The organism is Geodermatophilus sp. SYSU D00700, assembly GCF_054050255.1.
In genome coordinates, this window is sequence record NZ_JBJGZA010000038.1 from 16,554 (window position 1) to 38,664 (window position 22,111).

Here is a 22,111-nt window from a genome sequence, read left to right on the forward strand (position 1 = left end):
TCGTTCCCCACCCAGGAGCTCTCCGTGCAACTCATCCCGTGCCCGTGGTGCGGCCCCCGCGAGGAGGCCGAGTTCTCCTACGGCGGCCAGGCCTCCGTCCCGTACCCGGACGACCCGGGCGCGCTCTCCGACGAGGAGTGGGCGCACTACGTCTTCTTCCGCGACAACCCCCGGGGCCGCTTCACCGAGCGCTGGCACCACAGCGCCGGCTGCCGCCGCTGGTTCACCGCCGTCCGCGACACCGCCACCTACCGCTTCGAGCGCGTGGACCGCCTCGACGACCCGAAGCCGGTGACCCCGTGACGAGCAGCTCCCGGACGGCCGACGGCGGCCGCATCGACCGCACCACCACCCTCGAGTTCACCTTCGACGGGGAGACCCTCACCGGCCACCCCGGCGACACGCTGGCCTCGGCCCTGCTCGCCTCCGGCCGCCACCGGGTCGCCACCAGCGTCAAGCTCGGCCGGCCGCGCGGCATCGCCGCGGCCTGGGCCGAGGACCCGGGCGGACTCGTCCAGATCGAGGAGCCCTTCCCCGAGCCCATGCTGCTGGCCACCACCGTCGAGCTCTTCGACGGGCTGGCCGCCTCCGGCCTGCCGGGACAGGGACGTCTCGCCGACGTCCCCGACTCCGCCCGGTACGACGCCGTGCACCACCACGTCGACGTGCTGGTCGTGGGGGCCGGTCCGGCGGGGCTGGCCGCGGCGCTCAGCGCCGCCCGTGCGGGGGCGAGGGTCGCGCTCGTCGACGAGCACTCCGAGGCCGGCGGCTCGCTGCTGTCGGGCACCGACCGGCTCGACGGCGCCCCGGCGCCGGACTGGGTGGCGGGCGCGGTCGCGGAGCTGGCCGCGCACCCGGAGGTGCTGCACCTGCAGCGCACCACCGCCTTCGGCAGCTACGACGACGGCTTCGTCCTGGCGCTCGAGCGGCGCACCGACCACCTCGGGGCGGCCGCACCGCGGCACCTGTCCCGGCAGCGGGTGTGGCGCTTCCGGGCCCGCGCCGTCGTCGTGGCGACCGGGGCCCACGAGCGTCCGGTCGTGTTCGCGGACAACGACCGCCCGGGGACCATGCTCGCCGGCGCCGCCCGGACGTTCCTGCACCGGTACGGCGTGCTGCCCGGCCGCGAGGCCGTCGTCTTCACCACCAACGACAGCGCCTACGACGCCGCCCTCGACCTCTCCCGCGCCGGCGTGCGGGTGCAGGCGGTGGTCGACGCCCGGCCGGAGGGCTCGCCGCGCCGGCGCGAGGAGTGCGAGCAGGCCGGCATCCGCGTCCTGCCCGGCGCCGTCGTCACCGGCACCCGTGGCGAGGAGCGGGTCACCCACGCCCTCGTCGCCCCGTTCGCCGACGGGGAGGTCGGCGCCTCCTCCGCCGTCGCCTGTGACCTGCTCCTGGTCAGCGGCGGCTGGAACCCGGCGGTGCACCTGTTCAGCCAGGCCCGCGGCCGGCTGCGCTACGACGAGGCGCTCGGCGCGTTCGTCCCCGGGGAGGACCTCGACGGCCTCTCGGTCGCCGGCTCGGCGGCCGGCGTGTCCGACCTGGCCGGGTGCCTGGCCGACGGGCAGCGGGTGGCCCGGGCGGCACTGACCGCCCTGGCCATCGCGCCCGCGGCCGAGGACCGGCTGCCCACCGCCCCGGAGCCCGTCGCGCCGGCGGCGCCCCTGGTGCTGTGGCGGGTCCCCGACACCTCCGGCGCCGCGGGCAGCACCTCGTTCGTCGACCTGCAGCGCGACGCGACGGTCGCCGACATCGCCCGCGCGGTCGGTGCCGGCCTGCGCTCCATCGAGCACGTCAAGCGCTACACGACGATCGGGACGGCGCACGACCAGGGCAAGACCTCCGGCGTCCTCACCTCGGGCATCACCGCCGAGCTGCTGGGCATCCCGGTGCAGGACACCGGCACCACGACGTTCCGGCCGCCCTACACCCCGGTCGCCTTCGCCGCGCTGGCCGGCCGCGACCGTGGCCGGCTCTTCGACCCCGAGCGGGTCACCGCGCTGCACGACTGGCACGTCGCGGCCGGCGCGGTCCTCGAGGACGTCGGCCAGTGGAAGCGGCCCCGGTACTACCCGCGGCCCGGCGAGGACATGGAGGCCGCGGTCCTCCGCGAGTGCGCCGCGGCCCGGACCGGCGTCGGCATCCTCGACGGCTCCACCCTCGGCACGATCGACGTCCAGGGCCCCGACGCCGCCGTCCTCCTCGACCGGCTCTACACGAACCTGATGAGCAGCCTGAAGGTCGGCTCGGTCCGCTACGGCGTCATGTGCGGCGTCGACGGCATGGTCATCGACGACGGCACGGTGCTGCGGCTGGCCGAGGACCGCTTCCTCGTCCTCACCACGACCGGCGGCGCGGCGAAGGTCCTCGACTGGATGGAGGAGTGGCTCCAGACCGAGTGGCCCGACCTGCGGGTGCACTGCACGTCGGTCACCGAGCAGTGGGCCACCTTCCCCGTCGTGGGCCCCCGCTCCCGCGACGTGGTCGGCGCAGTCTTCCCCGACGTCGACGTCTCGAACGAGGCGTTCCCGTTCATGACCTGGCGGGACGCCACCCTCGAGGGGGTGCCGGTCCGGCTGGCCCGGATCAGCTTCTCCGGCGAGCTCGCCTTCGAGGTCTACGTGAGCCCCTGGTACGCCGTCGCGGTGTGGCAGCGGCTGCTCGAGGCCGGCCGCCCGTTCGGCATCACGCCGTACGGCACGGAGACGATGCACGTGCTCCGCGCGGAGAAGGGCTACCCGATCATCGGGCAGGACACCGACGGCACCGTCACCCCCCACGACCTCGGCATGGCGTGGGCCGTGTCGAAGAAGAAGCCGGACTTCGTCGGCAAGCGCTCCTTCGCCCGCCCGGCCAACTCCGACCCGCTGCGCAAGCAGCTGGTCGGCCTGCTGCCCGTGGACCGGCAGACCGTGCTGCCCGAGGGGTCGCAGATCGTCGAGTTCCGCGCCGACGGCCAGCTGCCGCCCCCGCCGGTCCCGATGCTCGGGCACGTCACCTCCAGCTACCGCAGCGCCGAGCTCGGACGCCCGTTCGCCCTCGCCCTGGTCAAGGGCGGCCGGTCCCGCGTCGGCGACACCGTCCACGTGCCCGTCGACGGCGCCCTCGTCCCGGTCGAGGTCACCGGGTCGGTGCTGGTCGACCCCGAAGGAGCCCGTCGTGATGGCTGAGCTGCTGCGCACCCACCCGCTCGAGGCGTGGACCACCCGGTTCGCGCGGCTGCCCGCCGACGTCGGCATCGCCGTCGAGCCGTACGTCGCGACGGTCGACGTCCGGCTGCCCGCGGTGGGCACCGAGGCCGCCGCGGCGCTGGGCGTGGACCTGCCGACGGCGCCGAACACCTGGGTGCCCGCCGGCTCGGGACGGGCCGTCTGGCTCGGCCCCGACGAGTGGCTGCTGACGAGCACCACGGAGACCCCGGAGGAGCTCGAGGCCCGCGTCCGTGCCGCCGTGGTCCCGCTGGGCGGGTCCGCGACGGACGTCTCCGCCCAGCGGATCGGCCTCCGGCTGACCGGTGCGCGGGTGCGGGACGTGCTCGCCAGGGGCTGCTCGATCGACCTGCACCCGCGGGTCTCCGGGCGTGGCCGCAGCGCGCAGACCACGCTCGGCCAGGCCGGGGTCGTGCTGCTCACCCTCTCCGACGCCGGCGACGACCACCTCGTCCTCGTCCGGTCCTCGTTCGCCGGCTACCTCGCCGACTGGCTGCTCGACGCGGCCCTCGAGTTCACCCCCACCACCGCCGGTCAGGAGTAGAGCCATGTCCACCACGCCTCGTGTGGTCGTCATCGGAGCGGGCATCGTCGGGGCCAACCTGGCCGACGAGCTGACCGCCCGCGGCTGGGACCGCGTCACCGTGGTCGACCAGGGACCCCTCCCGCTCACCGGGGGCTCCACGTCGCACGCGCCCGGGCTGGTCTTCCAGACCAACGCCTCGAAGACGATGACCGCCTTCGCGAGCTACACGGTCGAGAAGTTCCTGGGCATGGACGTCGACGGCGCCTGGTGCTTCAACCAGGTCGGCGGCCTCGAGGTCGCCACCACGCCGGAGCGGCTCGCCGACCTGCACCGCAAGCAGGGCTGGGCCACCTCCTGGGGCGTCGAGGCGCAGGTGGTCGAGGTGGACGAGTGCCTCCGGCTGCACCCGCTGGTCGACCGCGACCGCATCCTCGGCGGCCTGCACATCCCCAGCGACGGCCTGGCCAAGGCGTCGCGGGCGGTCGTCGCCCTGGCCCGCCGCGCCGAGGCGCGGGGCGCCCGCTTCCAGGGGTCCACCCGGGTGACCGGGATCGAGCAGACCGGTGGCCGGGTGACCGGCGTCCGCACCCCGGACGGCGTTCTCCCTGCCGACATCGTCGTCTCCTGCGCCGGCTTCTGGGGCCAGGAGCTCGGCGCCATGGTCGGCATGGACGTGCCCCTGCTGCCGCTGGCCCACCAGTTCGTCTGGACCGGCCAGGTGCCCGAGCTGGTCGGCCGCAACGACGAGCTCGGCGAGGCGAGCCTGCCGATCCTGCGCCACCAGGACCAGGACCTCTACTACCGCGAGCGCGTCGACCGCCTCGGCATCGGGTCCTACGCCCACCGGCCGATGCCCGTCGACCTGGGCGAGCTCCCCCAGGGCGACGGCGTGCGGGAGTCGGCGATGCCCTCGATGCTGCCCTTCACCGAGGAGGACTTCGCACCGGCGTGGGAGCAGAGCCGGCTGCTGCTGCCCTCGCTGCGGGCCACGAAGATCGACTCGGGCTTCAACGGCGTCTTCTCGTTCACCCCGGACGGCGGCCCGCTGATCGGCGAGTCGCGGGACGTGGCGGGCTTCTGGATCGCCGAGGCGGTCTGGGTGACGCACTCGGCCGGTGTCGCCCGGTCGGTGGCCCAGCTGCTCGTCGACGGCCACTCGGAGCTCGACCTGCACGGCTGCGACGTGCACCGCTTCGAGGACGTCCAGCTCGCGCCGGAGTACGTCCGCGAGACCTCGCAGCAGAACTTCGTCGAGGTCTACGACGTGGTCCACCCGCTGCAGCCGCGGCTGTCCCCGCGCGACCTGCGGGTCAGCCCCTTCCACGCCCGGCAGCAGGAGCTCGGCGCGGTGTTCCTCGAGGCCGCCGGCTGGGAGCGGCCGCACTGGTACGAGGCCAACGCGCACCTGGTGGACCGGCTGCCCGCGGAGTGGGTGCCGCCGGAGCGCGACGCCTGGGCGGGACGGTTCTGGTCGCCGATCGCGGCGGCGGAGGCGTGGCGGACCCGCACGGCCGTGGCGCTGTACGACATGACGCCGCTCAAGCGGCTGGAGGTCAGCGGCCCCGGCGCCCTCGCCCTGCTGCAGCGGCTGACGACCGGCGAGACGGACAAGTCCGTCGGGTCGGTCACCTACACGCTGGCCCTCGACGAGGCCGGCGGCATCCGCAGCGACCTCACCGTCGCCCGGCTCGGCGAGCAGCTGTTCCAGGTCGGCGCCAACGGTCCCCTCGACCACGACCACCTGCTGCGCGAGGCGCCGGACGACGGCAGCGTGCAGGTCCGGGACGTCACCGGCGGCACCTGCTGCATCGGCCTGTGGGGCCCGCGGGCCCGCGACCTGGTCCAGCGGGTCAGCTCGGACGACTTCTCGAACGACGGGCTGCGGTACTTCCGCGCCACGCGGGCGCGGATCGGGGGAGTGCCGGTGACGGCGATGCGGCTGTCCTACGTCGGCGAACTGGGCTGGGAGCTCTACGCCTCCGCCGACGACGGCCGGCGGCTGTGGGACGTGCTGTGGCGCGCCGGCCAGGACCTCGGCGTGGTCGCCGCGGGCCGCGCGGCCTTCGCCAGCCTCCGGCTGGAGAAGGGCTACCGCGCCTGGGGCCACGACATGACCACCGAGCACGACCCCTACGAGGCCGGTCTCGGGTTCGCGGTCCGCCGACAGAAGCAGCACGACTTCGTGGGACGGCGGGCCCTCGCCGGGAAGGGCGACGACACGGTGCGCCGCCGGCTGTCCTGCCTGACGATCGACGACGGCCGCAGCGTCGTCCTCGGCTCCGAGCCGGTGTTCGTCGACGGCCGCCCGGCCGGCCACGTGACCAGCGCGGCCTTCGGGCACACCGTCGGCCGGCCGATCGCCTACGCCTGGCTGCCCGCCTCGGCGACCGTCGGGACGGCTGTCGAGATCGAGTACTTCGGCACCCGCATCCCCGCCACCGTCGCCGCCGAGCCGCTCGTCGACCCCGAGATGACCCGCATCCGAGGCTGATGGAGGACCCAGGTGACGTGCTGGAACGGCCCCCCTCAGGGGCCCGCGCCGGACGGAGTGCGGCGTGGGCCCCTGAAGGGGGGGCCTCTCAGATGACCGCGCGGATCGCCGTCTCGAAGCCGAGCACGTGCTCGCGGGCGAGGTCGTCGGCCCGGTCGGTGTCGCCGGCGGCGATCGCCCGGAGCAGCTCCACGTGCTCCCGGACGTGCTCGTCGACCGTGGGCAGGCGGTCGAGGAAGTGGCAGAAGATCCGCGTCGCCAGGTTGTCGTAGCGGATCAGGACGTCCTCGAGGTGGGGGTTGCCGGCCGCCCGGTAGATGGCCCGGTGCACCGCGAGGTCCCAGCGCATGAGCTCGGTCCGGTCGACCCGGGTGACGTCGAGCTGCTCGATGTGCGCGGCCAGGTCCTCGAGGTCGGGGCGTGGCGTCCGGGTGGCGCGCTCGGCGGCCCGGCGGGCCGCCAGGGGCTCGAGCTGGGCGCGGATGTCGGAGATGTGCGCCAGGTCCGAGATGTCCATGCCGGTGGCGAACGTGCCCCGCCGCGGGTAGGACACGACGAGCCGGTCGCCCTCCAGCCGCTTGAGCGCCTCGCGGACCGGGGTGCGGCCGACGCCCAGGTCCTGGGCCAGGTCGTCGTCGTCGATCGGGTCGCCCGGCCGGATGTCGAGCATGATCAGCCGGTCCCGGATCGCCACGTAGGCCCGGTCCGCCAGGGACGAGGCGGCCGGCTGGTCCAGGTCCAGCGGAGCGACGGTCACGCGCAGATCGTAGGCGTTGACCGCCTGCGGGTCTTGCCTCGTCAGAGGGATCGACATACCGTCATCCTACTGACTGATATACCAACTGTGTACCTCCGTCGCCGGGCGGTCGTCGCCGCGGCGGGTGGGAGGGGGGCCCGGGTGACCATCAGCGCCTTCGACCTCTTCAAGGTCGGGATCGGCCCGTCCAGCTCGCACACCGTCGGGCCGATGCGGGCCGCCGGCTCCTTCGCCGCCGGGCTGCGGCACCAGGGGGTGCTCGGCCGGGTGGTCCGGGTGCGCTGCGAGCTGTTCGGCTCGCTCGGCGCCACCGGCCACGGCCACGGCAGCGTGCCGGCCGTCGTGCTGGGCCTCGAGGGCGAGGACCCCGAGACCGTCGACCCGCTCGCGGCCCGGCCGCGGGTCGAGGCCGTCCGCCACGACGGCAAGCTGCGGCTCGCCGGCGAGCACCTCGTCGAGTTCTCCGTCGACGACGACGTCGTCCTGCACCGGCGCAGGCGGCTGGAGTTCCACAGCAACGGCATGCTCTTCCTGGCGCTGGGCGCCGACGGGACGGAGCTGAGCCGGCGCACGTACTACTCCGTCGGCGGCGGTTTCGTCCTCGACGAGGACGAGGCCGGCGACCCGGTGCTCGTCGAGGACGGCACGCCGGTGCGGTACCCGTTCCGCACGGGCGAGGAGCTGCTGGCCCACGCCCGGGAGACCGGCCTGCGGATCAGCGACCTGGTGCTGGCCAACGAGCTGTCCTGGCGCACTGAGGCCGAGGTCCGCGCGGGCCTGCTGCACGTCTGGTCGGTGATGCAGGAGTGCGTCGAGCGGGGGACGCGGGCCACCGGCGTCCTGCCCGGCGGTCTGCGGGTCCGGCGCCGGGCGGCGGCGCTGCGGGCTCAGCTGGAGGAGCACCGCGACGACTCCGACGCCCTGCGGGCGATGGAGTGGGTGACGCTCTACGCCCTCGCGGTCAACGAGGAGAACGCCGCGGGAGGGCGAGTGGTCACCGCCCCGACCAACGGCGCCGCCGGGATCGTGCCCGCGGTGCTGCACTACTACCGCGACTTCCTCGACTCCTACTCCGAGGACGGCGTGGTCCGGTTCCTGCTCACCGCCACGGCGATCGGGCTGCTGTTCAAGGAGAACGCCTCGATCTCGGGAGCCGAGGTGGGGTGCCAGGGAGAGGTGGGCTCGGCCTGCTCCATGGCGGCCGCGGGCCTCGCCGAGGTCCTCGGTGGCACGCCCGAACAGGTGGAGAACGCCGCCGAGATCGGGATCGAGCACAACCTCGGGCTCACCTGCGACCCCGTCGGCGGGCTGGTGCAGATCCCGTGCATCGAGCGCAACGCGGTGGGGTCGGTCAAGGCGATCACCGCGGCGCGCATGGCCGTCCGCGGGGACGGCCGGCACCACGTCTCGCTGGACAAGGCCATCAAGACGATGCGCGAGACCGGCGCCGACATGAAGGACAAGTACAAGGAGACCGCCCGGGGCGGGCTGGCCCTCAACGTCGTCGAGTGCTGAGGAGGCACCCGTGTCGCACCCCTTCACCCTCACGCTGAGCTGCCAGGAGCGCCCGGGCATCGTCCACGCGGTCACCGCGTTCCTCTTCCAGCGCGGCTGCGACATCGTCGAGCACCAGCAGTTCGACGACGCCGTCCGCGGTCAGCTGTTCCTGCGGACCGCGTTCGTGTGCGCGGAGCAGACCGACGCCGACCGCCTGGCGGCGGACTTCCGGGCGGTGGCCGACGAGTTCGGCATGACCTACCAGGTCACCGGCGACCAGCCGCAGCGGGTGCTCGTCATGGTGTCCCGGCTGGGGCACTGCCTCAACGACCTGGTCTTCCGCTGGCGCGCGGGCAGCCTCGGTGCCGACCTCGTCGCCGTCGTCTCCAACCACGAGGACCTGCGCCCGATGGCCGAGGCGGCCGGCCTGCCGTTCGTCCACGTGCCCGTGACGCCGGCGACGAAGCGGGAGGCCGAGGCCCGGCTGCTCGAGCTGGTCGACGAGCACGCGGTCGACCTCGTGGTGCTCGCCCGGTACATGCAGGTGCTCTCCGACGAGACCTGCGCGGCCCTGCACGGCCGGGCGATCAACATCCACCACTCGTTCCTGCCGGGCTTCAAGGGCGCCAAGCCCTACCACCAGGCCTTCGACCGCGGCGTCAAGCTCGTCGGGGCGACCGCCCACTACGTGACCCCCGACCTGGACGAGGGGCCGATCATCGAGCAGGAGGTCATCCGGATCGACCACACCCACGACCCGCGCGCCCTGGCCACGGTCGGCCAGGACGCCGAGGCGCTCGCGCTCTCCCGGGCCGTGCGCTGGCACAGCGAGCGGCGGGTGCTGCTCAACGGCCACAGCACCGTCGTCTTCCGCTGACCCCGAGCCCGGACCGCACCCGCCCCCGGGTCCGGGGCGCCTGACGGCGCACCGCGGGCCCGCTCGGGGCCCGCGTCGTCCTCAGGCCGGCGACGCCACCGACCCCGCGGTCCGCAGCCGACGGGACTCGACGGCGAGCGTGGCGACCCCCGCGACGAGGAGCAGGGCGGCCACGACGCGGAGCACCAGGTCGATCCCGCCCGGGGTCGGCCGGCCACCGCCCACCGCCTCCACGACCGCGGTGGCGGCGACCACGCCCACACCGCCGATGCAGATCAGGACGGTGAGCAGCACGCTGGTACCCTCGGCCGAGCGGGCCGCGGGCAGGACGTTCTGCACGGCGAGCTGGCTCAGGGCGTAGCCCATGCCGGAGGTGATGCCGCACAGCCCCATCGCGGCGACGTACGGCGGCAACGGGCCGGCCAGCGACAGCAGGGCCAGTGCGGGCGCGGACAGCAGGACCGCCGCGCCCATGACCAGCCCCGCGGGATGGCGGGCCGACAACCGCCCGGACAGCGGCCCGCACAGCGCCAGCCCGGCCGAGGAGACGAAGAAGAGCATCCCGGCCGTGGCCGCGGACAGCCCCCGCACCTCCTGCAGCTCGAGGGTGGCCAGGACGACGTAGACGCAGGCCCCGATGTTCGCGACCGTGCCGGCGACCGTGAGCAGCACGAAGAGCCGGTCGTGCAGCAGGGACGGGCGGACCAGCGGTGCCCGGGCCCGCGTCTCGACCAGCCCGAACACCACCAGCAGCGCGACGCCGACGCCCAGGGGGACCAGCGTCGCCCGACTCGCCCAGCCCTCGACGCCGCCGTCGTCGATCGCGATGCTGACCAGGGCGAGGCCGGCCACCACCGTCAGCACGCCCCACCAGTCCAGGCCGCGCAGCGTGCGGGGCCCGGTCTCGTCGCGGGACTCCTGCAGCCGCCGCCCGCCCGCCACCGCCAGCGCGGCGAGCGGGACGTTGAGCAGGAACACCCACCGCCAGCTCACGGTCGAGGCCAGCACCCCGCCGACGACCGGCCCGAGCGCCGTCCCGACCCCGGCGACCCCGAGCAGGGCACCGGTGACCCGCGGCCGCTCCGCCTCGGTCGTCGCGTTCGTCACCAGGGCGAACGCCGTCGGCAGGATCATCGCCGCGCCGATCCCCTGGGCCACCCGGGCGGCGAGCAGCAGCGGCACGGACGACACGAGGCCGCAGACCAGCGAGGTCGCCCCGAAGACCGCGACGCCGGCCAGCAGCACCCGGCGCCGTCCCAGCACGTCACCGGCCCGGCCCGCGGGGATCAGCAGCGAGCCCAGGGCGATCATGTAGCCGCTCAGCAGCCACTGCAGGTCCGTCGTGGTCGACCCGAGGTCCGCCGCGATCGTGGGCAGCGCGAGGCTCAGCGAGAAGAAGTCGAGCTGGATGCAGAACAGCGCCCCACCCACGGGCAGGAAGGGGATCGCCGACCGGAGACTCGCGGGCGTGGGCACGTGCACCACCACTTCCCTCATCGGGCGCGAGGAGTCTCGCAGCGCGACGGCACCCCCTCAAGGACCCTCGGCGCGACCGGACGCCGGCCGGGGACGGGCACCCCGGCGCGCGTGCCGTCCGCCGTGCGCGCGGTCGGTCACCGGCGGGGCGTCCCGTGGGACGATGCCCGGGCCGGACCCAGGGACCCGCGTCCCACTCCGCACCGGGAGGCGCCCGTGGCAGCTCCCCAGGCCCTCGAGCCGCTCGTGCTGACCGCGATCGAGGACTACTTCCGGCTGCTGCAGGCCCACGTGCCCGCGGAGCAGATGCTCGCGGAGGTGCTGACCCAGGACTTCGAGACCGGGTTCGTCGGCGGGTTCACGTGGCGCGGCCCGGACGGGCTGGCCGACTTCCTGAGCACCCGCGCGGTCTTCTTCGACGAGTCGCACGAGATCCTGCAGCTGATGGACGTGGAGAAGACGGCCGAGGACGTGATCCGGGCCCGCACGCGGCTGCGCTTCTCCCTCCGCCGCCGGGACCCCGGTGCCGCGGTGAGCGAGGAGTTCACCGGCCAGGCCTTCCACACCTGGCTCTTCCGCGCGGACCCGTCCGGTCCCGGGTGGCGGGTCGCCGCTCAGATGGTCGACGGTTTCGCGCTGCTCGACGACAACGCCGCGGCCCTCTTCTCGACGCCGGACGAGGGCATGCGCACCTGAGCGCGGCCCGTCAGCGAGAGGAGCCGCGCCGGTGGCCCGATCCGTACCGCCTGCCGGCGTGCGACCGGACGGGACACCGGCACGGGCGTCGCGCGCGGACGCCGCACCGCACCGGCCGGCACTCGTGCTGGGGGCGCTCGGGGTCGTGTACGGCGACATCGGCACCAGCCCGCTCTACGCGGTGGAGACGGTGTTCGCCGTCGACGGCGGTGCGGTGCGGACCACCGCGGATGACGTGCTCGGCGTCGCGTCCCTGGTGTTCTGGTCGCTCACGATCACCGTGACCGTCAAGTACGTGGTGTTCGTCCTGCGGGCCGACAACGACGGCGAGGGCGGCGTCCTGGCCCTCGCGGCCCTGGTCTCCCGGTCGCTGCGCGCGGGCCCGGGCCGGCGTGCGGGCCTGGCGGTGGTCCTGGGCGTCCTGGGGACCTCGCTGTTCTTCGGGGACAGCGTCATCACGCCGGCGATCTCGGTGCTCTCGGCCGTCGAGGGCCTGGAGGTCGTGTCGCCGGGGCTCTCCGGCGTCGTCCTCCCCCTGGCCGTCGCGGTGCTGACCGCGCTCTTCGCGGTGCAGCGCTGGGGCACCAGCCGGGTCGGCAGGGTCTTCGGTCCGGTCATGCTGGTGTGGTTCGCCGTCCTCGGCGCGGCCGGACTGGCGCAGGTGCTCAGCACGCCGGGGGTGCTCCGCGGACTGTCGCCCTCCTACGCCGTGCTCCTCGCCGCCGACCGGCCCGCCGTCGCCCTAGCCGCGATGGGGGCGGTGGTGCTGGCGGTCACGGGTGCGGAGGCCCTCTACGCCGACATGGGCCACTTCGGCCGGCGGCCGATCCGGCTGGCCTGGTCGTTGCTGGTCTTCCCGGCGCTCGTCCTCAACTACCTGGGGCAGGCGGCGCTGGTCGCCCGGGACCCGGCCGCCCGGCGGGAGCCGTTCTTCCTGCTCTACCCGTCCTGGGCGCACGTGCCGGTGGTCGTGCTCGCCACCGCCGCCACCGTGATCGCGTCGCAGGCCGTGCTCGCCGGCGCCTTCTCGGTGTCCCGCCAGGCCGTGCAGCTGGGCTTCCTGCCGCGGCTGCGCATCCGGCACACCTCCGCACGGGAGGCCGGTCAGGTGTACGTGCCGGTGGTGAACCGGGTGCTGTTCGTCGCCGTGCTCGTCGTGGTGCTCGGCTTCGGCTCCTCGGCCCGGCTGGCCACCGCCTACGGCGTCGCGGTGACCGCCACCTTCCTCGTCACCACCGCGCTGCTGCTCGCGGTCGCCCGGCTGCGGTGGGGCTGGTCGGGGCGTCGGCTGCTGCTCCTCGGCGGTGTCCTGGGGGCCGTCGAGCTCACCTACTCGGCCGCCACCCTGCCCAAGGTCGCCCACGGCGGGTGGCTGACCCTCCTGCTCGCGGCCACGGTCTTCACGGTCATGACCACCTGGCACCGCGGACACGAGCTGCTGGTGGCCCGGCGGAGGGAGTCCGAGGGGCCGCTGCGCCGGTTCCTCGACGAGGTGCGGGCCGCGGGGGTGCCCCGCGTCCCCGGCGCCGGGATCTACCCGCACGCCTCCGGGGACACCGCCCCGCTCGCGCTGCGGACCACGGTCGACCGCTTCTCCGTCCTGCACGAACGGGTCGTGGTCGTCTCCGGCCGGACGGCGACCGTGCCGCACGTCCCCGAGGACCGGCGGGTGACGGTGGAGCCCCTCGGCCCGGCCGGCGACGGCTTCGTGCACGTCACCGTCGAGTTCGGCTTCCTCGACCCGCCGGACCTCGCGGCCGCCCTCCGCGGGGCGGTACCCGGAGGGGACGGCGACCCGGACACGGTGACCTGGTTCGTGACCCGGCCGGTGCTGCGGCCCACCCGGCGGTCGGGGATGAGCGCCTGGCGGACCCGCCTGTTCGTCGCGCTGGCCCACGGCTCGGTGGGGCACAGCGAGTACCTGTCCCTGCCCGCCCCCCGGACCGTCGTCACGGGAGCCGAGATCGACCTGTGATCCCGCCCAGAACCTCGCCGCGGCCGGTCAGTGGCCGCCGTCCCCGTCCCGGGCGTGGAGGGTCCGGAACACCTCGAGCAGCCGGAGACGGGCGGCCTCGGGCAGCGCCGGGGTGTCGGTGGCCCGCAGCGCTGCCGACGTCCGGCGCATCTGCTCCAGGTAGACCGCGCACGCCTCGCACAGCTCCAGGTGGGCCGCGACCGCCCGCTCGACGTCCTCGGCGAGGGACCCCTCGAGGTACTCGGTGACCAGCTCGACGAACTCCTGGCAGGCGACCTCCAGCGCGGGGTCCCCACCTGCGGGGCGAGGGCTCGGCAGCTCGGCCATGGCGCTCTCCTCCTCTCGGCGCACCGGCCCGCGCCGTCGATCAGCGCCCGTGGCCGGGTGCACTCCCGGCCCAGGAGGATGCCCCGGTCGGCGGGGTCCGATGCGGGGCGCTCACCGCCGGGCCCGTTCCGCCTGGTCGATCGCCCAGGCGGCGTTGACCAGGCCGATGTGGCTGAACGCCTGGGGGACGTTGCCGAGCAGCTCACCGCTGACCGGGTCGACCTCCTCCGACAGCAGCCCGAGGTCGTTGACGAACGCCGCGGCCCGCTCGAACACCTCGCGGGCCCGGTCCACCTGCCCGGAGAGCGCCAGCGCCTGGGCCAGCCAGAAGGTGCACAGCAGGAACGTGCCCTCCTCCCCGGCCAGCCCGTCGACCCCCTCCTCGGTGCGGTAGCGGTACACCAGGCCCCGGTCGTCGGTCAGCCGCTCGGCGATCGCGTCGATCGTGGCCAGCATGCGGGGGTCGTCGGCGGGGAGGAACCCGACGATGGGCAGCATCAGGTTGGAGGCGTCCAGCGCGGTCGACCCGAAGGCCTGGGTGAACGCGCCGGCCTCCTCGTTCCAGCCCTGCTGCAGCACGGTGTCGGCGATCTCCTCGCGGACCTTGGCCCACTCGTCGACGCGGTGCTCGCAGCGCAGCTGCGGGGCGAGGGCGATCGCCCGGTCCAGGGCGACCCAGCACATGACCTTGGAGTAGAGGAAGTGCTGCGGCTCGCCGCGCACCTCCCAGATCCCCTGGTCCCGGTCCCGCCAGCGGACGGCGGCGGTGTCGGCGCAGGCGGCGAGGAACCAGCGGGTCTCCTCGTCGAGGGCGGGCAGCTGGTCGGCCAGCCGGGCGGCTGCGCCCAGCAGCTCCCCGTAGACGTCGACCTGCCGCTGGTCCCAGGCGCCGTTGCCCACCCGGACCGGCCGGCTGTCCCGCCAGCCGCGCAGGTGCCCGAGGGTCCGCTCGCTGAGGTCGTGCTCACCGCCGACGCCGAACATGATCTGCAGCGACATCTCGGGGCCGATGCCGCCGGCGCCCGCCGTGGTCATGAAGGCGAAGAAGTCCTCCGCCTCGTCGGGGCAGGCCGCGACCCACAGCGCCTCCATGGTGAAGCTGGCGTCGCGCACCCAGGCGTAGCGGTAGTCCCAGTTCCGCTCGCCGCCGACCCCCTCGGGCAGGGACGTCGTACCGGCGGCGACGACCGCGCCGCTGGGCTGGTAGGACAGCCCCTGCAGCACCCGGCCGCTGAGGTGGACCAGGTCGGCCCAGGGGCCCTCGTACGACTGGTGCAGGTCGCACCAGGACTCCCACGAGGCCAGCGTGCGGTCGAGCAGGTCCGCCAGCTCGCCCTGGGACCAGACGTGCGCCGAGACGGCGTCGCCGAGGGTGCTGCGCTGCAGTGCCAGGTGGACGACGTCCCCGGCCCGCAGGCGCAGCCGCGCGCGGGCTCGCCCGTCCTGCAGGTCGACCTCGCCGGGCAGGGTCAGCACCAGCCAGTCCGCACCGCCCCGGGCGGCGACCCCGCCGTCCAGCGGGGACAGCAGCGGCACGATCAGCCCGTACTCCGGCCGCGGCCGGTAGTCGACCAGCACGTCGACCTCGCCCGAGGTGCACGCGATCCGGCGGACCAGGACGTGCGGGACGTCGGTGCCCAGCCGGTGCCCGTGGTTGTCCGGGCCGAGGCCGAGGGCGTCGGTGACCTGCAGCTCGCCGCCGGCCGTGTGGAACGTCGTCTCCAGCGCCAGCGAGCGCCCGACGTAGCGGCGGGTCGCGGTCCACTCCGCCTCCGGCTGCACCGACCAGTGGCCTGCGTCGTCGTCGAGCAGCGCGGCGAACACCGACGGGCCGTCGAAGCGGGGGAAGCACAGCCAGACGACCGAGCCCGCGCGGTCGACGAGCGCGCAGGAGTGCCGGTCGGACAGGAACGCGTGGTCGGCGATGGGGGTGGAGCTCATGGGGGTCTCCCGGGGTCGGCGGTCTCACCGGTGCAGTCGCCGCGGACCGGCGGGCCGTTACGCGTAACGCCGGGCGAGGGGAGGCGGACGACGGCAGCGAGTCCCGAGGAGGCCCGATGTCCGAGATCCGTCCCGCACCGCCCGGCGTCGAGACAGCGCTCGAGGTCGACGTCGTCGTCGTCGGGGGAGGCCCGGCGGGGGAGGTGGCCGCGGGCCGGTGCGCCGGCCGGGGCCTGGAGACGGTGCTGGTCGAGGCCGAGCTGGTCGGCGGGGAGTGCTCCTACTGGGGCTGCATCCCGAGCAAGACGCTGCTCCGGCCCGGGGACGTGCTCGCCGCCGCGGCCCGGGTGCCAGGCGCCGCCGCGGCGGTGACCGGCCGGGTCGACGTCGCGGCCGCGCTCGCCCGCCGCGACTACATGACCTCCGACTGGATGGACGCCGGGCAGGAGCGCTGGCTGGCCGACCACGGCGTCCGGCTGCTGCGCGGGACCGGCCGGCTCGCCGGGGAGCGCCGGGTGCAGGTCGACGGCGGCCCGCGGCTGACCGCCCGCCGCGCCGTCGTGCTGGCCACGGGCAGCGCTCCGGTGCTGCCGCCCGTGCCGGGGCTGGCCGAGGTGCGGCCCTGGGACAACCGGTCCGCCACGGCCGCGAAGGAGGTCCCCGAGCGGCTGCTCGTGCTCGGCGGCGGCGCCGTCGGGCTGGAGCTGGCCCAGGCGTTCTCCCGGCTGGGTGCCGCGGAGGTGACCGTGGTCGAGGCCGGCCCGGCCCTGCTGCCCCGCGAGGAGCCCTTCGCCGGCGAGCAGGTGCGGGCGGCCCTCGAGCGGGAGGGCGTCGCGGTGCGGCTGGGCACCCGGCTGGCCGCGATCCGGCGCGAGGGCACCGACGGGCCGGTCCGTGCGGTGCTCGACACCGGCGACGAGGTGACCGCGGACGAGGTGCTGGTGGCCGCCGGCCGCCGGCCGCGCACCGACGACCTCGGGCTGGACGGCGTGGGCCTGACGCCCGGGCGGCCGGTGCCCGTCGACGACCGGCTCCGCGCCACCGGTGTCCCCGGCGGCTGGCTGTACGCCGTCGGCGACTGCACCGGCCTGGCGCCGCTCACCCACATGGGCAAGTACCAGGCCCGGATCGCCGCCGACGTGATCACCGGGCGGGACGTCCGCGACCGGGCCAGCCGGGACGCCGTGACCCGGGTGACCTTCACCGACCCGCAGGTGTGCGCGGTGGGGCTGACCGCGGCGGAGGCGCGCCGGCGGGGCGTCGCCGTCCGCGTCCTCGACGTCGGCACCGGCGACGTCCCCGGCTCCTACGTGCTCGGCGACGCGCAGGAGGGCACGACGCGGCTGGTCGTCGACGAGGCCTCCGGTGTGCTGGTGGGCGCCACGATCACCGGCAGCGGCGTCCAGGAACTGCTGCACTCGGCGGTGGTCGCGATCGCCGGGCGGGTGCCACTGACCGAGCTGCGGCACGCCGTGCCGGCGTTCCCCACGGTCGCCGAGGTCTGGCTGCACGCCCTCGACGCCGCCGACGTCTGACCCTTCTGCGTGGAGGTCCCCGTGCCCGACGTCTCGTTCACCAACCTGCTGGTCGTCGCGGCCGTCGCGGCGCTCGTGCCGCTGGCCCTCGGCTGGGCGCCCCGGCTGCGCGTCCCCTCGGTCGTCCTCGAGATCGTCGCCGGCGTGGTGCTCGGTCCCTCGGTGCTCGGGTGGGTCGAGGTGGACCTGCCCGTGCAGGTGCTGGCCCTGGTCGGGCTGGCGTTCCTGCTCATGCTCGCCGGGCTGGAGATCGACCTGCGCGGGCTGCGCGGGCGGCTGCTCGGGCTCGCCGGCCTCGGGTACGGCGTCAGCCTCGCCCTCGCCGTGCTCGTCGGCCTCGGGGCCCAGGCGGCCGGCTGGACGTCGGCACCGCTGTTCCTCGCCGTCGCCCTCACCGCGACGTCGCTCGGGCTGGTCGTGCCGGTGCTCAAGGACGCCGGCCGGGTGGGCGACCCCGTCGGGCAGACGACCATCGCGGCGGCGTCGGTCTCGGACTTCGCCGCCATCGTGCTGCTGTCCCTGCTGTTCTCCACCTCCGGCGGCGGTGCCGGCACGACGGCGCTGTTCCTGGTCGGCTTCGGGCTGCTGGTGGCGGCCCTCGCCGTCGGTGCCGACCGCGTGCGGATGTCGATGCGGCTGGGCGACGTGCTCGTCCGGCTGCAGGACACCACGGCCGAGATCCGGGTCCGGCTGGTCGTGCTGCTGCTGGTCGCGTTCGTGGCGCTCGCCGAGCGGCTGGGCCTGGAGACCATCCTCGGCGCCTTCCTCGCCGGCGCGCTGGTGGGCCTGGTCGACCGCGACTCCGCCACCCACCCCCGGTTCCGCGCCAAGCTCGAGGCCATCGGCTACGGCTTCCTCGTCCCGGTGTTCTTCGTGAGCAGCGGGGTGCAGCTGGACCTGCGCGGCCTGCTCGCGGAGCCGTCGGCGCTGCTGCAGGTGCCGGTGCTGCTGGCCGCGCTGCTCGTCGTCCGCGGGCTGCCGGCGGTGCTCTACCGCCGTTCCCTGGGACGGGCCGGGGCCGTCGCGGCCGGCCTGCTGCAGGCCACCTCGCTGCCGCTGCTGGTCACCGCCGCGCAGATCGGCACCGCCACCGGCCGGCTGCCCGCGACCACGGCCGCGGCGCTGGTGTTCGCCGGGCTGCTGTCGGTGCTGGTCTTCCCCGCGGCGGCGCTGGGCATCCTGGGCCGTCCGCCCGCCCCCGCCGTCCCCGGGCCGCGTCCGGCCCCGGCGGCCCGGACCGGCGGCGCGTGACCGTCCGGAGGTGCTCGTGACGTCGCCCGGGCGCCTGGTCGCGGTGTCCGTGGGCCGCCCCCGCACGGTGGCCTGGCGGGGCCGGCAGGTCGAGACCGCGATCTGGAAGACCCCTGTGGCCGGCCGCCGGTGGGTGCGCCGGCTCAACGTCGACGGGGACGCGCAGGCCGACCCCGTGGGCCACGGCGGCGAGCACCGCGCCGTCTTCGTCTACCAGCGCGAGTCCTACGCGTACTGGGAGCGCCACCTCGGCCGGCGGCTGCCCGACCCGGGGACGTTCGGCGAGAACCTCACCGTCGAGGGGCTGGCCGACGACGAGGTCTGCGTCGGCGACCGGCTGGCGATCGGCGGCGCGCTCCTCGAGGTCACCCAGCCGCGGGTCACCTGCCACAAGGTCGGGATCCGCCTCGGCGAGCCGCGGATGCCGGCGCTGCTGACCGCGCACGGCCGCCCCGGCTTCTACCTGCGGGTGCTGCGGGAGGGCGAGATCGGTGCGGGCGACCCGGTCCACGTCGTCCGCCGCGACCCCGCGGGCCTGACCGTGCGCCGCGTCTCGCAGCTGCTGTACACGCCGGCGCGGGACGAGGCCACGCTGCGCGCGGCCCTGGGGGTTCCCGCACTGTCGGAGGGCTGGAAGGAGTCCTTCCGGCAGCTGCTGGCGGCGGGCGACCGGCCGGGCAACCCGGGCCTGGCGCCACAGGCCGCCACCGATCCCGCGTACCCGGGGTTCCGCCCGTTCACCGTGACGCGGGTGGTCCGCGAGTCGGCGCACGTCGTCTCCGTCCACCTCGCTCCCGGGGACAGCGGCGCGGCGCCCTCCTGGCTGCCCGGCCAGTACGTGTCCCTGCGCCTGGCCGACGCCGGCGGGCCGGTGGTCCGCAGCTACTCGCTCTCCGTGCCGGCCGGGCCGCGGCTGCGGGTCTCGGTCAAGCGCGAGGGCCGGGGGAGCGGTCTGGTGCACGCGCTGACCGCCGGCGCCCGGGTGGAGGTCGCCGCTCCGCGGGGCGACCTCGGCTTCGACCCGCACGCCCCCGAGCCGGCGGTGCTCGTCAGCGCCGGCATCGGGGTCACGCCGGTGCTCGGCTGCCTGCTCGCCCAGGCCGCGACCCGCCCGGAGCGGCGGCTGGTCTGGGTGCACGTCGCCCGCTCAGCGGCGGAGCACTCCCTCGCCGCGGAGGCCGACGCGGCGCTGGCGCGGATGCCCGCGGCGGTGCGGCACGTGCGGTACACGGCGCCGGGCGCCGCGGCGCAGGCAGACGCGGCCGGCCGGCTGACCCTCGAGGCCCTCGCCGACCTCGGCGTGGACGCCTCCTGCTCGGCCTACGTCTGCGGACCGGGCGGGTTCGCCGCGGACGTGCGGCGGATGCTCGACGCCCTGGGGGTGCCGGCGTCCGCCGTCCACGTGGAGTCCTTCGGGGCGGTCACGGCGGCGGGCGGGACGCCGGCCCACCCACCGCAGCCCCCCGCGTCGGACGGGCCGGCGGTGACCTTCGCCCGGGCCGGGGTCACCACGGCGTTCGACCCGTCGAGGTGGGACAGCCTGCTCGAGCTGGCCGAGGCGTGCGACGTGCCGGTGCGCTGGTCGTGCCGCACCGGCGTCTGCCACAGCTGCGAGACCCCGCTGGTCGACGGCGCGGTGGCCTACGACCCCGAGCCGCTCGAGGCGCCGGGTGGCGAGCTGGTCCTGGTCTGCTGCGCCCGGCCCACGACGGCGGTCACCCTCGACCTGTGAGGTGCGCTCCCTGGCGGGGCTCCCGGAGGTGCCTTTGTAGCGCCAATGGCTGCTCACTGAGCTCTGAGCTGCCTGACCGACCCCACGCACGCCCGCGGTCCGGCCACGGCGGGCGGTAGCGGACCGCGAGATCGGCGGTCTCGTGATCATCAGCAGCTGATCACCACGAGACCGCCGATCTCGTGCCGGGCTCGGTCCCGGGCAGGTCAGCGGACCGTGGTGACGGCCGGACCCGCCGCCCGCGGTGCCGGCAGGCCGGCGGGGGCGGCGGCCTGGACCCCGAGCCGGTCGGCGATCACGTCGGCCACCCGCAGCGCGTTGGCGATGATCGTCAGCGTCGGGTTCACCGCGGTGCTGGACACGAAGAAGCTCGAGTCGGCGACGTAGAGGTTGTCCACCTCGTGCATCCGGCAGTCCAGGTCCAGCGGCGCCGTGGCCGGGTCGGGGCCGAAGCGGATGGTGCCGTTCTGGTGGGCCACGCCGCCGATGCCGAGCTGGCCGCCGGCGTACTGCCGGTTCTCGTACACGTCCTGCTCGCAGCGGATGGAGTCCAGCAGGCCCATGAGGCGCATCCGCAGCCGGGCCACCTCGGCGGCGTTGGTGCGGCGGTAGAACAGCCGGATCCCGCCGTCGGCGTCCACGGTCACCCGGTTCTCGTCGAGCGGGAGGTCCTCGGTCGTCAGCCAGAAGTCGATCGAGTGGCGCGCGAGGTCGGCCGGGTCCCGGGCGTCGGGGACGTCGAAGCCGATGAGGACGGCGTCGCTCTTGCCGTTCATCTGGATGGAGCCGACCGGGTACTCCCAGTCCGGGTCGAGGGGGTCGGACCAGTAGAAGTCGTTGACCCCGAGCGTCTTCTGGAACCGGGTCGGGTTGGGGGTCTTGGAGAACGCCACCAGCCCCGAGTTGTTGTGCAGCATCAGGTGCCGGCCCACGTGCCCGGAGCCGTTGCCCAGACCGGCCGGGTGCCGGTCGCTCGCCGAGGCCAGCAGCAGGGCGGCCGAGTTGATCGCTCCGGCGGCCAGCACGACGACGTCGGCGGTGTACTCCTCGCGCTGCCCGTCCCGCTCGACGACCACCCGCGAGACGCTGCGCCCGGAGGGGTCGGTGTCCAGCCGGACCACCCGCGCGCGGGTCCGCAGCTCCACGTTCGGGTACCGCAGCGCCGGCTCCACGGTCATGACCTGCGCGTCGGCCTTGCCCTTCACCAGGCAGGGGAAGCCGTCGCAGGTCGCGCAGCGGATGCAGGCCGACAGCTCCGGGCGGGCCTCGTCGAGCAGGATCCCGTTGGGCAGCGAGAACGGGTGCAGGCCCGCGCCCGTCAGGTCGGCGCGCAGCTGCGCGATCCGGGGCTCGTCACTGATCGCCGGCCACGGGTAGGGGCCGGTGGCCGGCGGCTCGTCCGGGTCCTCGCCCCGCGTGCCGTGGACCTGGTACAGCGCCTCGGCGCGGTCGTACCAGGGCGCGAGGTCGGCGTAGGAGATCGGCCAGGCGGGAGAGACGCCGTCCACGTGCTGGACCGCGCGGAAGTCCCGCTCCCGGAAGCGGTAGAGGACGGCGCCGTAGAACTTGGTGTTGCCGCCGACGTAGTAGTGCTGCTTGGGGGTGAACCGCCGGCCGTCGGCGCCGTCGGTCCACTGGCCGCTGTTGGCGTAGCGCTTGTCGGCCCACAGCGCCTGCGGGTCCCAGTTCTGCGGCTCGCGGCGCAGCCAGTCGCCCCGCTCCAGCAGCAGCACCCGCTTCCCGGTGGGGGCCAGGGCCCAGGCGACGGCACCACCGCCGGCGCCCGACCCGATGACGACGACGTCGGCGTGCTCGCTCATG

General features: G+C 75.2%; 16 protein-coding genes. 11 read left to right on the forward strand and 5 right to left on the reverse strand.

Annotated elements, in window-relative coordinates:
* Positions 1–24: 24 nt before the first annotated feature.
* The 4 genes from ACI79V_RS20260 to ACI79V_RS20275 are packed head-to-tail and all read left to right on the forward strand — an operon-like array spanning position 25 to position 6,226.
* Positions 25–303 (forward strand): sarcosine oxidase subunit delta, encoded by a 279-nt coding sequence (locus ACI79V_RS20260; protein WP_456892150.1) that lies wholly within the window; start codon positions 25–27, stop codon positions 301–303.
* Positions 300–3,170 carry a 2Fe-2S iron-sulfur cluster-binding protein gene (locus ACI79V_RS20265; RefSeq protein ID WP_456892152.1) on the forward strand — a complete coding sequence of 957 codons (2,871 nt, stop codon included), beginning with the start codon at positions 300–302 and terminating at the stop codon, positions 3,168–3,170. The genes ACI79V_RS20260 and ACI79V_RS20265 overlap by 4 nt, the downstream gene beginning before the upstream one ends.
* Positions 3,163–3,753 carry a sarcosine oxidase subunit gamma gene (locus tag ACI79V_RS20270; RefSeq protein ID WP_456892186.1) on the forward strand — a complete coding sequence of 197 codons (591 nt, stop codon included), beginning with the start codon at positions 3,163–3,165 and terminating at the stop codon, positions 3,751–3,753. Before ACI79V_RS20265 ends, ACI79V_RS20270 begins: the two co-directional genes overlap by 8 nt.
* Positions 3,754–3,757: 4 nt before the next feature.
* Positions 3,758–6,226: a GcvT family protein gene (locus ACI79V_RS20275; protein ID WP_456892154.1), complete on the forward strand. Its 2,469-nt coding sequence runs from the start codon at positions 3,758–3,760 to the stop codon at positions 6,224–6,226.
* A gap of 88 nt (positions 6,227–6,314) precedes the next feature.
* Here ACI79V_RS20275 and ACI79V_RS20280 read toward each other — a convergent pair whose 3' ends face one another.
* The gene (locus tag ACI79V_RS20280; RefSeq protein WP_456892156.1) at positions 6,315–6,983 is read right to left on the reverse strand and encodes a GntR family transcriptional regulator; all 669 of its coding nucleotides are present in this window, start codon (positions 6,981–6,983) and stop codon (positions 6,315–6,317) included.
* A 141-nt stretch (positions 6,984–7,124) separates the two neighbouring features.
* On the opposite strand from ACI79V_RS20280, the gene ACI79V_RS20285 reads away from it, so the two are divergent.
* Positions 7,125–8,498: an L-serine ammonia-lyase gene (locus ACI79V_RS20285; RefSeq protein WP_456892158.1), complete on the forward strand. Its 1,374-nt coding sequence runs from the start codon at positions 7,125–7,127 to the stop codon at positions 8,496–8,498.
* A gap of 10 nt (positions 8,499–8,508) precedes the next feature.
* Complete coding sequence (gene purU / locus ACI79V_RS20290; RefSeq protein ID WP_456892160.1) at positions 8,509–9,357, forward strand: formyltetrahydrofolate deformylase; 849 nt, start codon at positions 8,509–8,511, stop codon at positions 9,355–9,357.
* An 81-nt stretch (positions 9,358–9,438) separates the two neighbouring features.
* Here the strand turns inward: purU and ACI79V_RS20295 are convergent, their stop codons facing one another.
* Positions 9,439–10,833: an MFS transporter gene (locus ACI79V_RS20295; RefSeq protein WP_456892162.1), complete on the reverse strand. Its 1,395-nt coding sequence runs from the start codon at positions 10,831–10,833 to the stop codon at positions 9,439–9,441.
* A 216-nt stretch (positions 10,834–11,049) separates the two neighbouring features.
* On the opposite strand from ACI79V_RS20295, the gene ACI79V_RS20300 reads away from it, so the two are divergent.
* Together ACI79V_RS20300 and ACI79V_RS20305 are read left to right on the forward strand one after the other, a co-directional pair.
* Positions 11,050–11,529, forward strand: a complete 480-nt coding sequence (locus ACI79V_RS20300; protein ID WP_456892164.1) for a hypothetical protein — start codon at positions 11,050–11,052, stop codon at positions 11,527–11,529.
* Positions 11,530–11,560: 31 nt separating this feature from the next.
* The gene (locus ACI79V_RS20305) at positions 11,561–13,504 is read left to right on the forward strand and encodes a potassium transporter Kup (RefSeq protein WP_456892166.1); all 1,944 of its coding nucleotides are present in this window, start codon (positions 11,561–11,563) and stop codon (positions 13,502–13,504) included.
* Between the two features lie 27 nt (positions 13,505–13,531).
* On the opposite strand, the gene ACI79V_RS20310 is transcribed toward ACI79V_RS20305, so the two are convergent.
* The gene (locus tag ACI79V_RS20310; protein WP_456892168.1) at positions 13,532–13,831 is read right to left on the reverse strand and encodes an anti-sigma factor family protein; all 300 of its coding nucleotides are present in this window, start codon (positions 13,829–13,831) and stop codon (positions 13,532–13,534) included.
* Between the two features lie 111 nt (positions 13,832–13,942).
* Positions 13,943–15,772 (reverse strand): glycoside hydrolase family 15 protein, encoded by a 1,830-nt coding sequence (locus ACI79V_RS20315; protein ID WP_456892170.1) that lies wholly within the window; start codon positions 15,770–15,772, stop codon positions 13,943–13,945.
* A 116-nt stretch (positions 15,773–15,888) separates the two neighbouring features.
* Here ACI79V_RS20315 and ACI79V_RS20320 point away from each other — a divergent pair, with 116 nt between their 5' ends.
* The 3 genes from ACI79V_RS20320 to ACI79V_RS20330 are packed head-to-tail and all read left to right on the forward strand — an operon-like array spanning position 15,889 to position 20,290.
* Positions 15,889–17,307 (forward strand): dihydrolipoyl dehydrogenase family protein, encoded by a 1,419-nt coding sequence (locus tag ACI79V_RS20320; RefSeq protein ID WP_456892172.1) that lies wholly within the window; start codon positions 15,889–15,891, stop codon positions 17,305–17,307.
* Positions 17,308–17,328: 21 nt separating this feature from the next.
* Positions 17,329–18,558, forward strand: coding sequence for a cation:proton antiporter (locus tag ACI79V_RS20325; RefSeq protein WP_456876936.1), 1,230 nt, complete (start codon positions 17,329–17,331; stop codon positions 18,556–18,558).
* Between the two features lie 16 nt (positions 18,559–18,574).
* The gene (locus ACI79V_RS20330; RefSeq protein WP_456892174.1) at positions 18,575–20,290 is read left to right on the forward strand and encodes an MOSC domain-containing protein; all 1,716 of its coding nucleotides are present in this window, start codon (positions 18,575–18,577) and stop codon (positions 20,288–20,290) included.
* 206 nt (positions 20,291–20,496) lie between these two features.
* Here ACI79V_RS20330 and ACI79V_RS20335 read toward each other — a convergent pair whose 3' ends face one another.
* Positions 20,497–22,110: a GMC oxidoreductase gene (locus ACI79V_RS20335; protein WP_456892176.1), complete on the reverse strand. Its 1,614-nt coding sequence runs from the start codon at positions 22,108–22,110 to the stop codon at positions 20,497–20,499.
* Position 22,111 lies beyond the last annotated feature (1 nt).

Bases quoted from the DNA above. Each gene is read 5' to 3' on its own strand.
- ACI79V_RS20270 (WP_456892186.1), top strand. From the start codon at position 3,163: ATGGCTGAGCTGCTGCGCACCCACCCGCTCGAGGCGTGGACCACCCGG.
- ACI79V_RS20275 (WP_456892154.1), top strand. From the start codon at position 3,758: ATGTCCACCACGCCTCGTGTGGTCGTCATCGGAGCGGGCATCGTCGGG.
- ACI79V_RS20310 (WP_456892168.1), bottom strand. From the start codon at position 13,831: ATGGCCGAGCTGCCGAGCCCTCGCCCCGCAGGTGGGGACCCCGCGCTG.
- ACI79V_RS20315 (WP_456892170.1), bottom strand. From the start codon at position 15,772: ATGAGCTCCACCCCCATCGCCGACCACGCGTTCCTGTCCGACCGGCAC.
- ACI79V_RS20320 (WP_456892172.1), top strand. From the start codon at position 15,889: ATGTCCGAGATCCGTCCCGCACCGCCCGGCGTCGAGACAGCGCTCGAG.
- ACI79V_RS20335 (WP_456892176.1), bottom strand. From the start codon at position 22,110: ATGAGCGAGCACGCCGACGTCGTCGTCATCGGGTCGGGCGCCGGCGGT.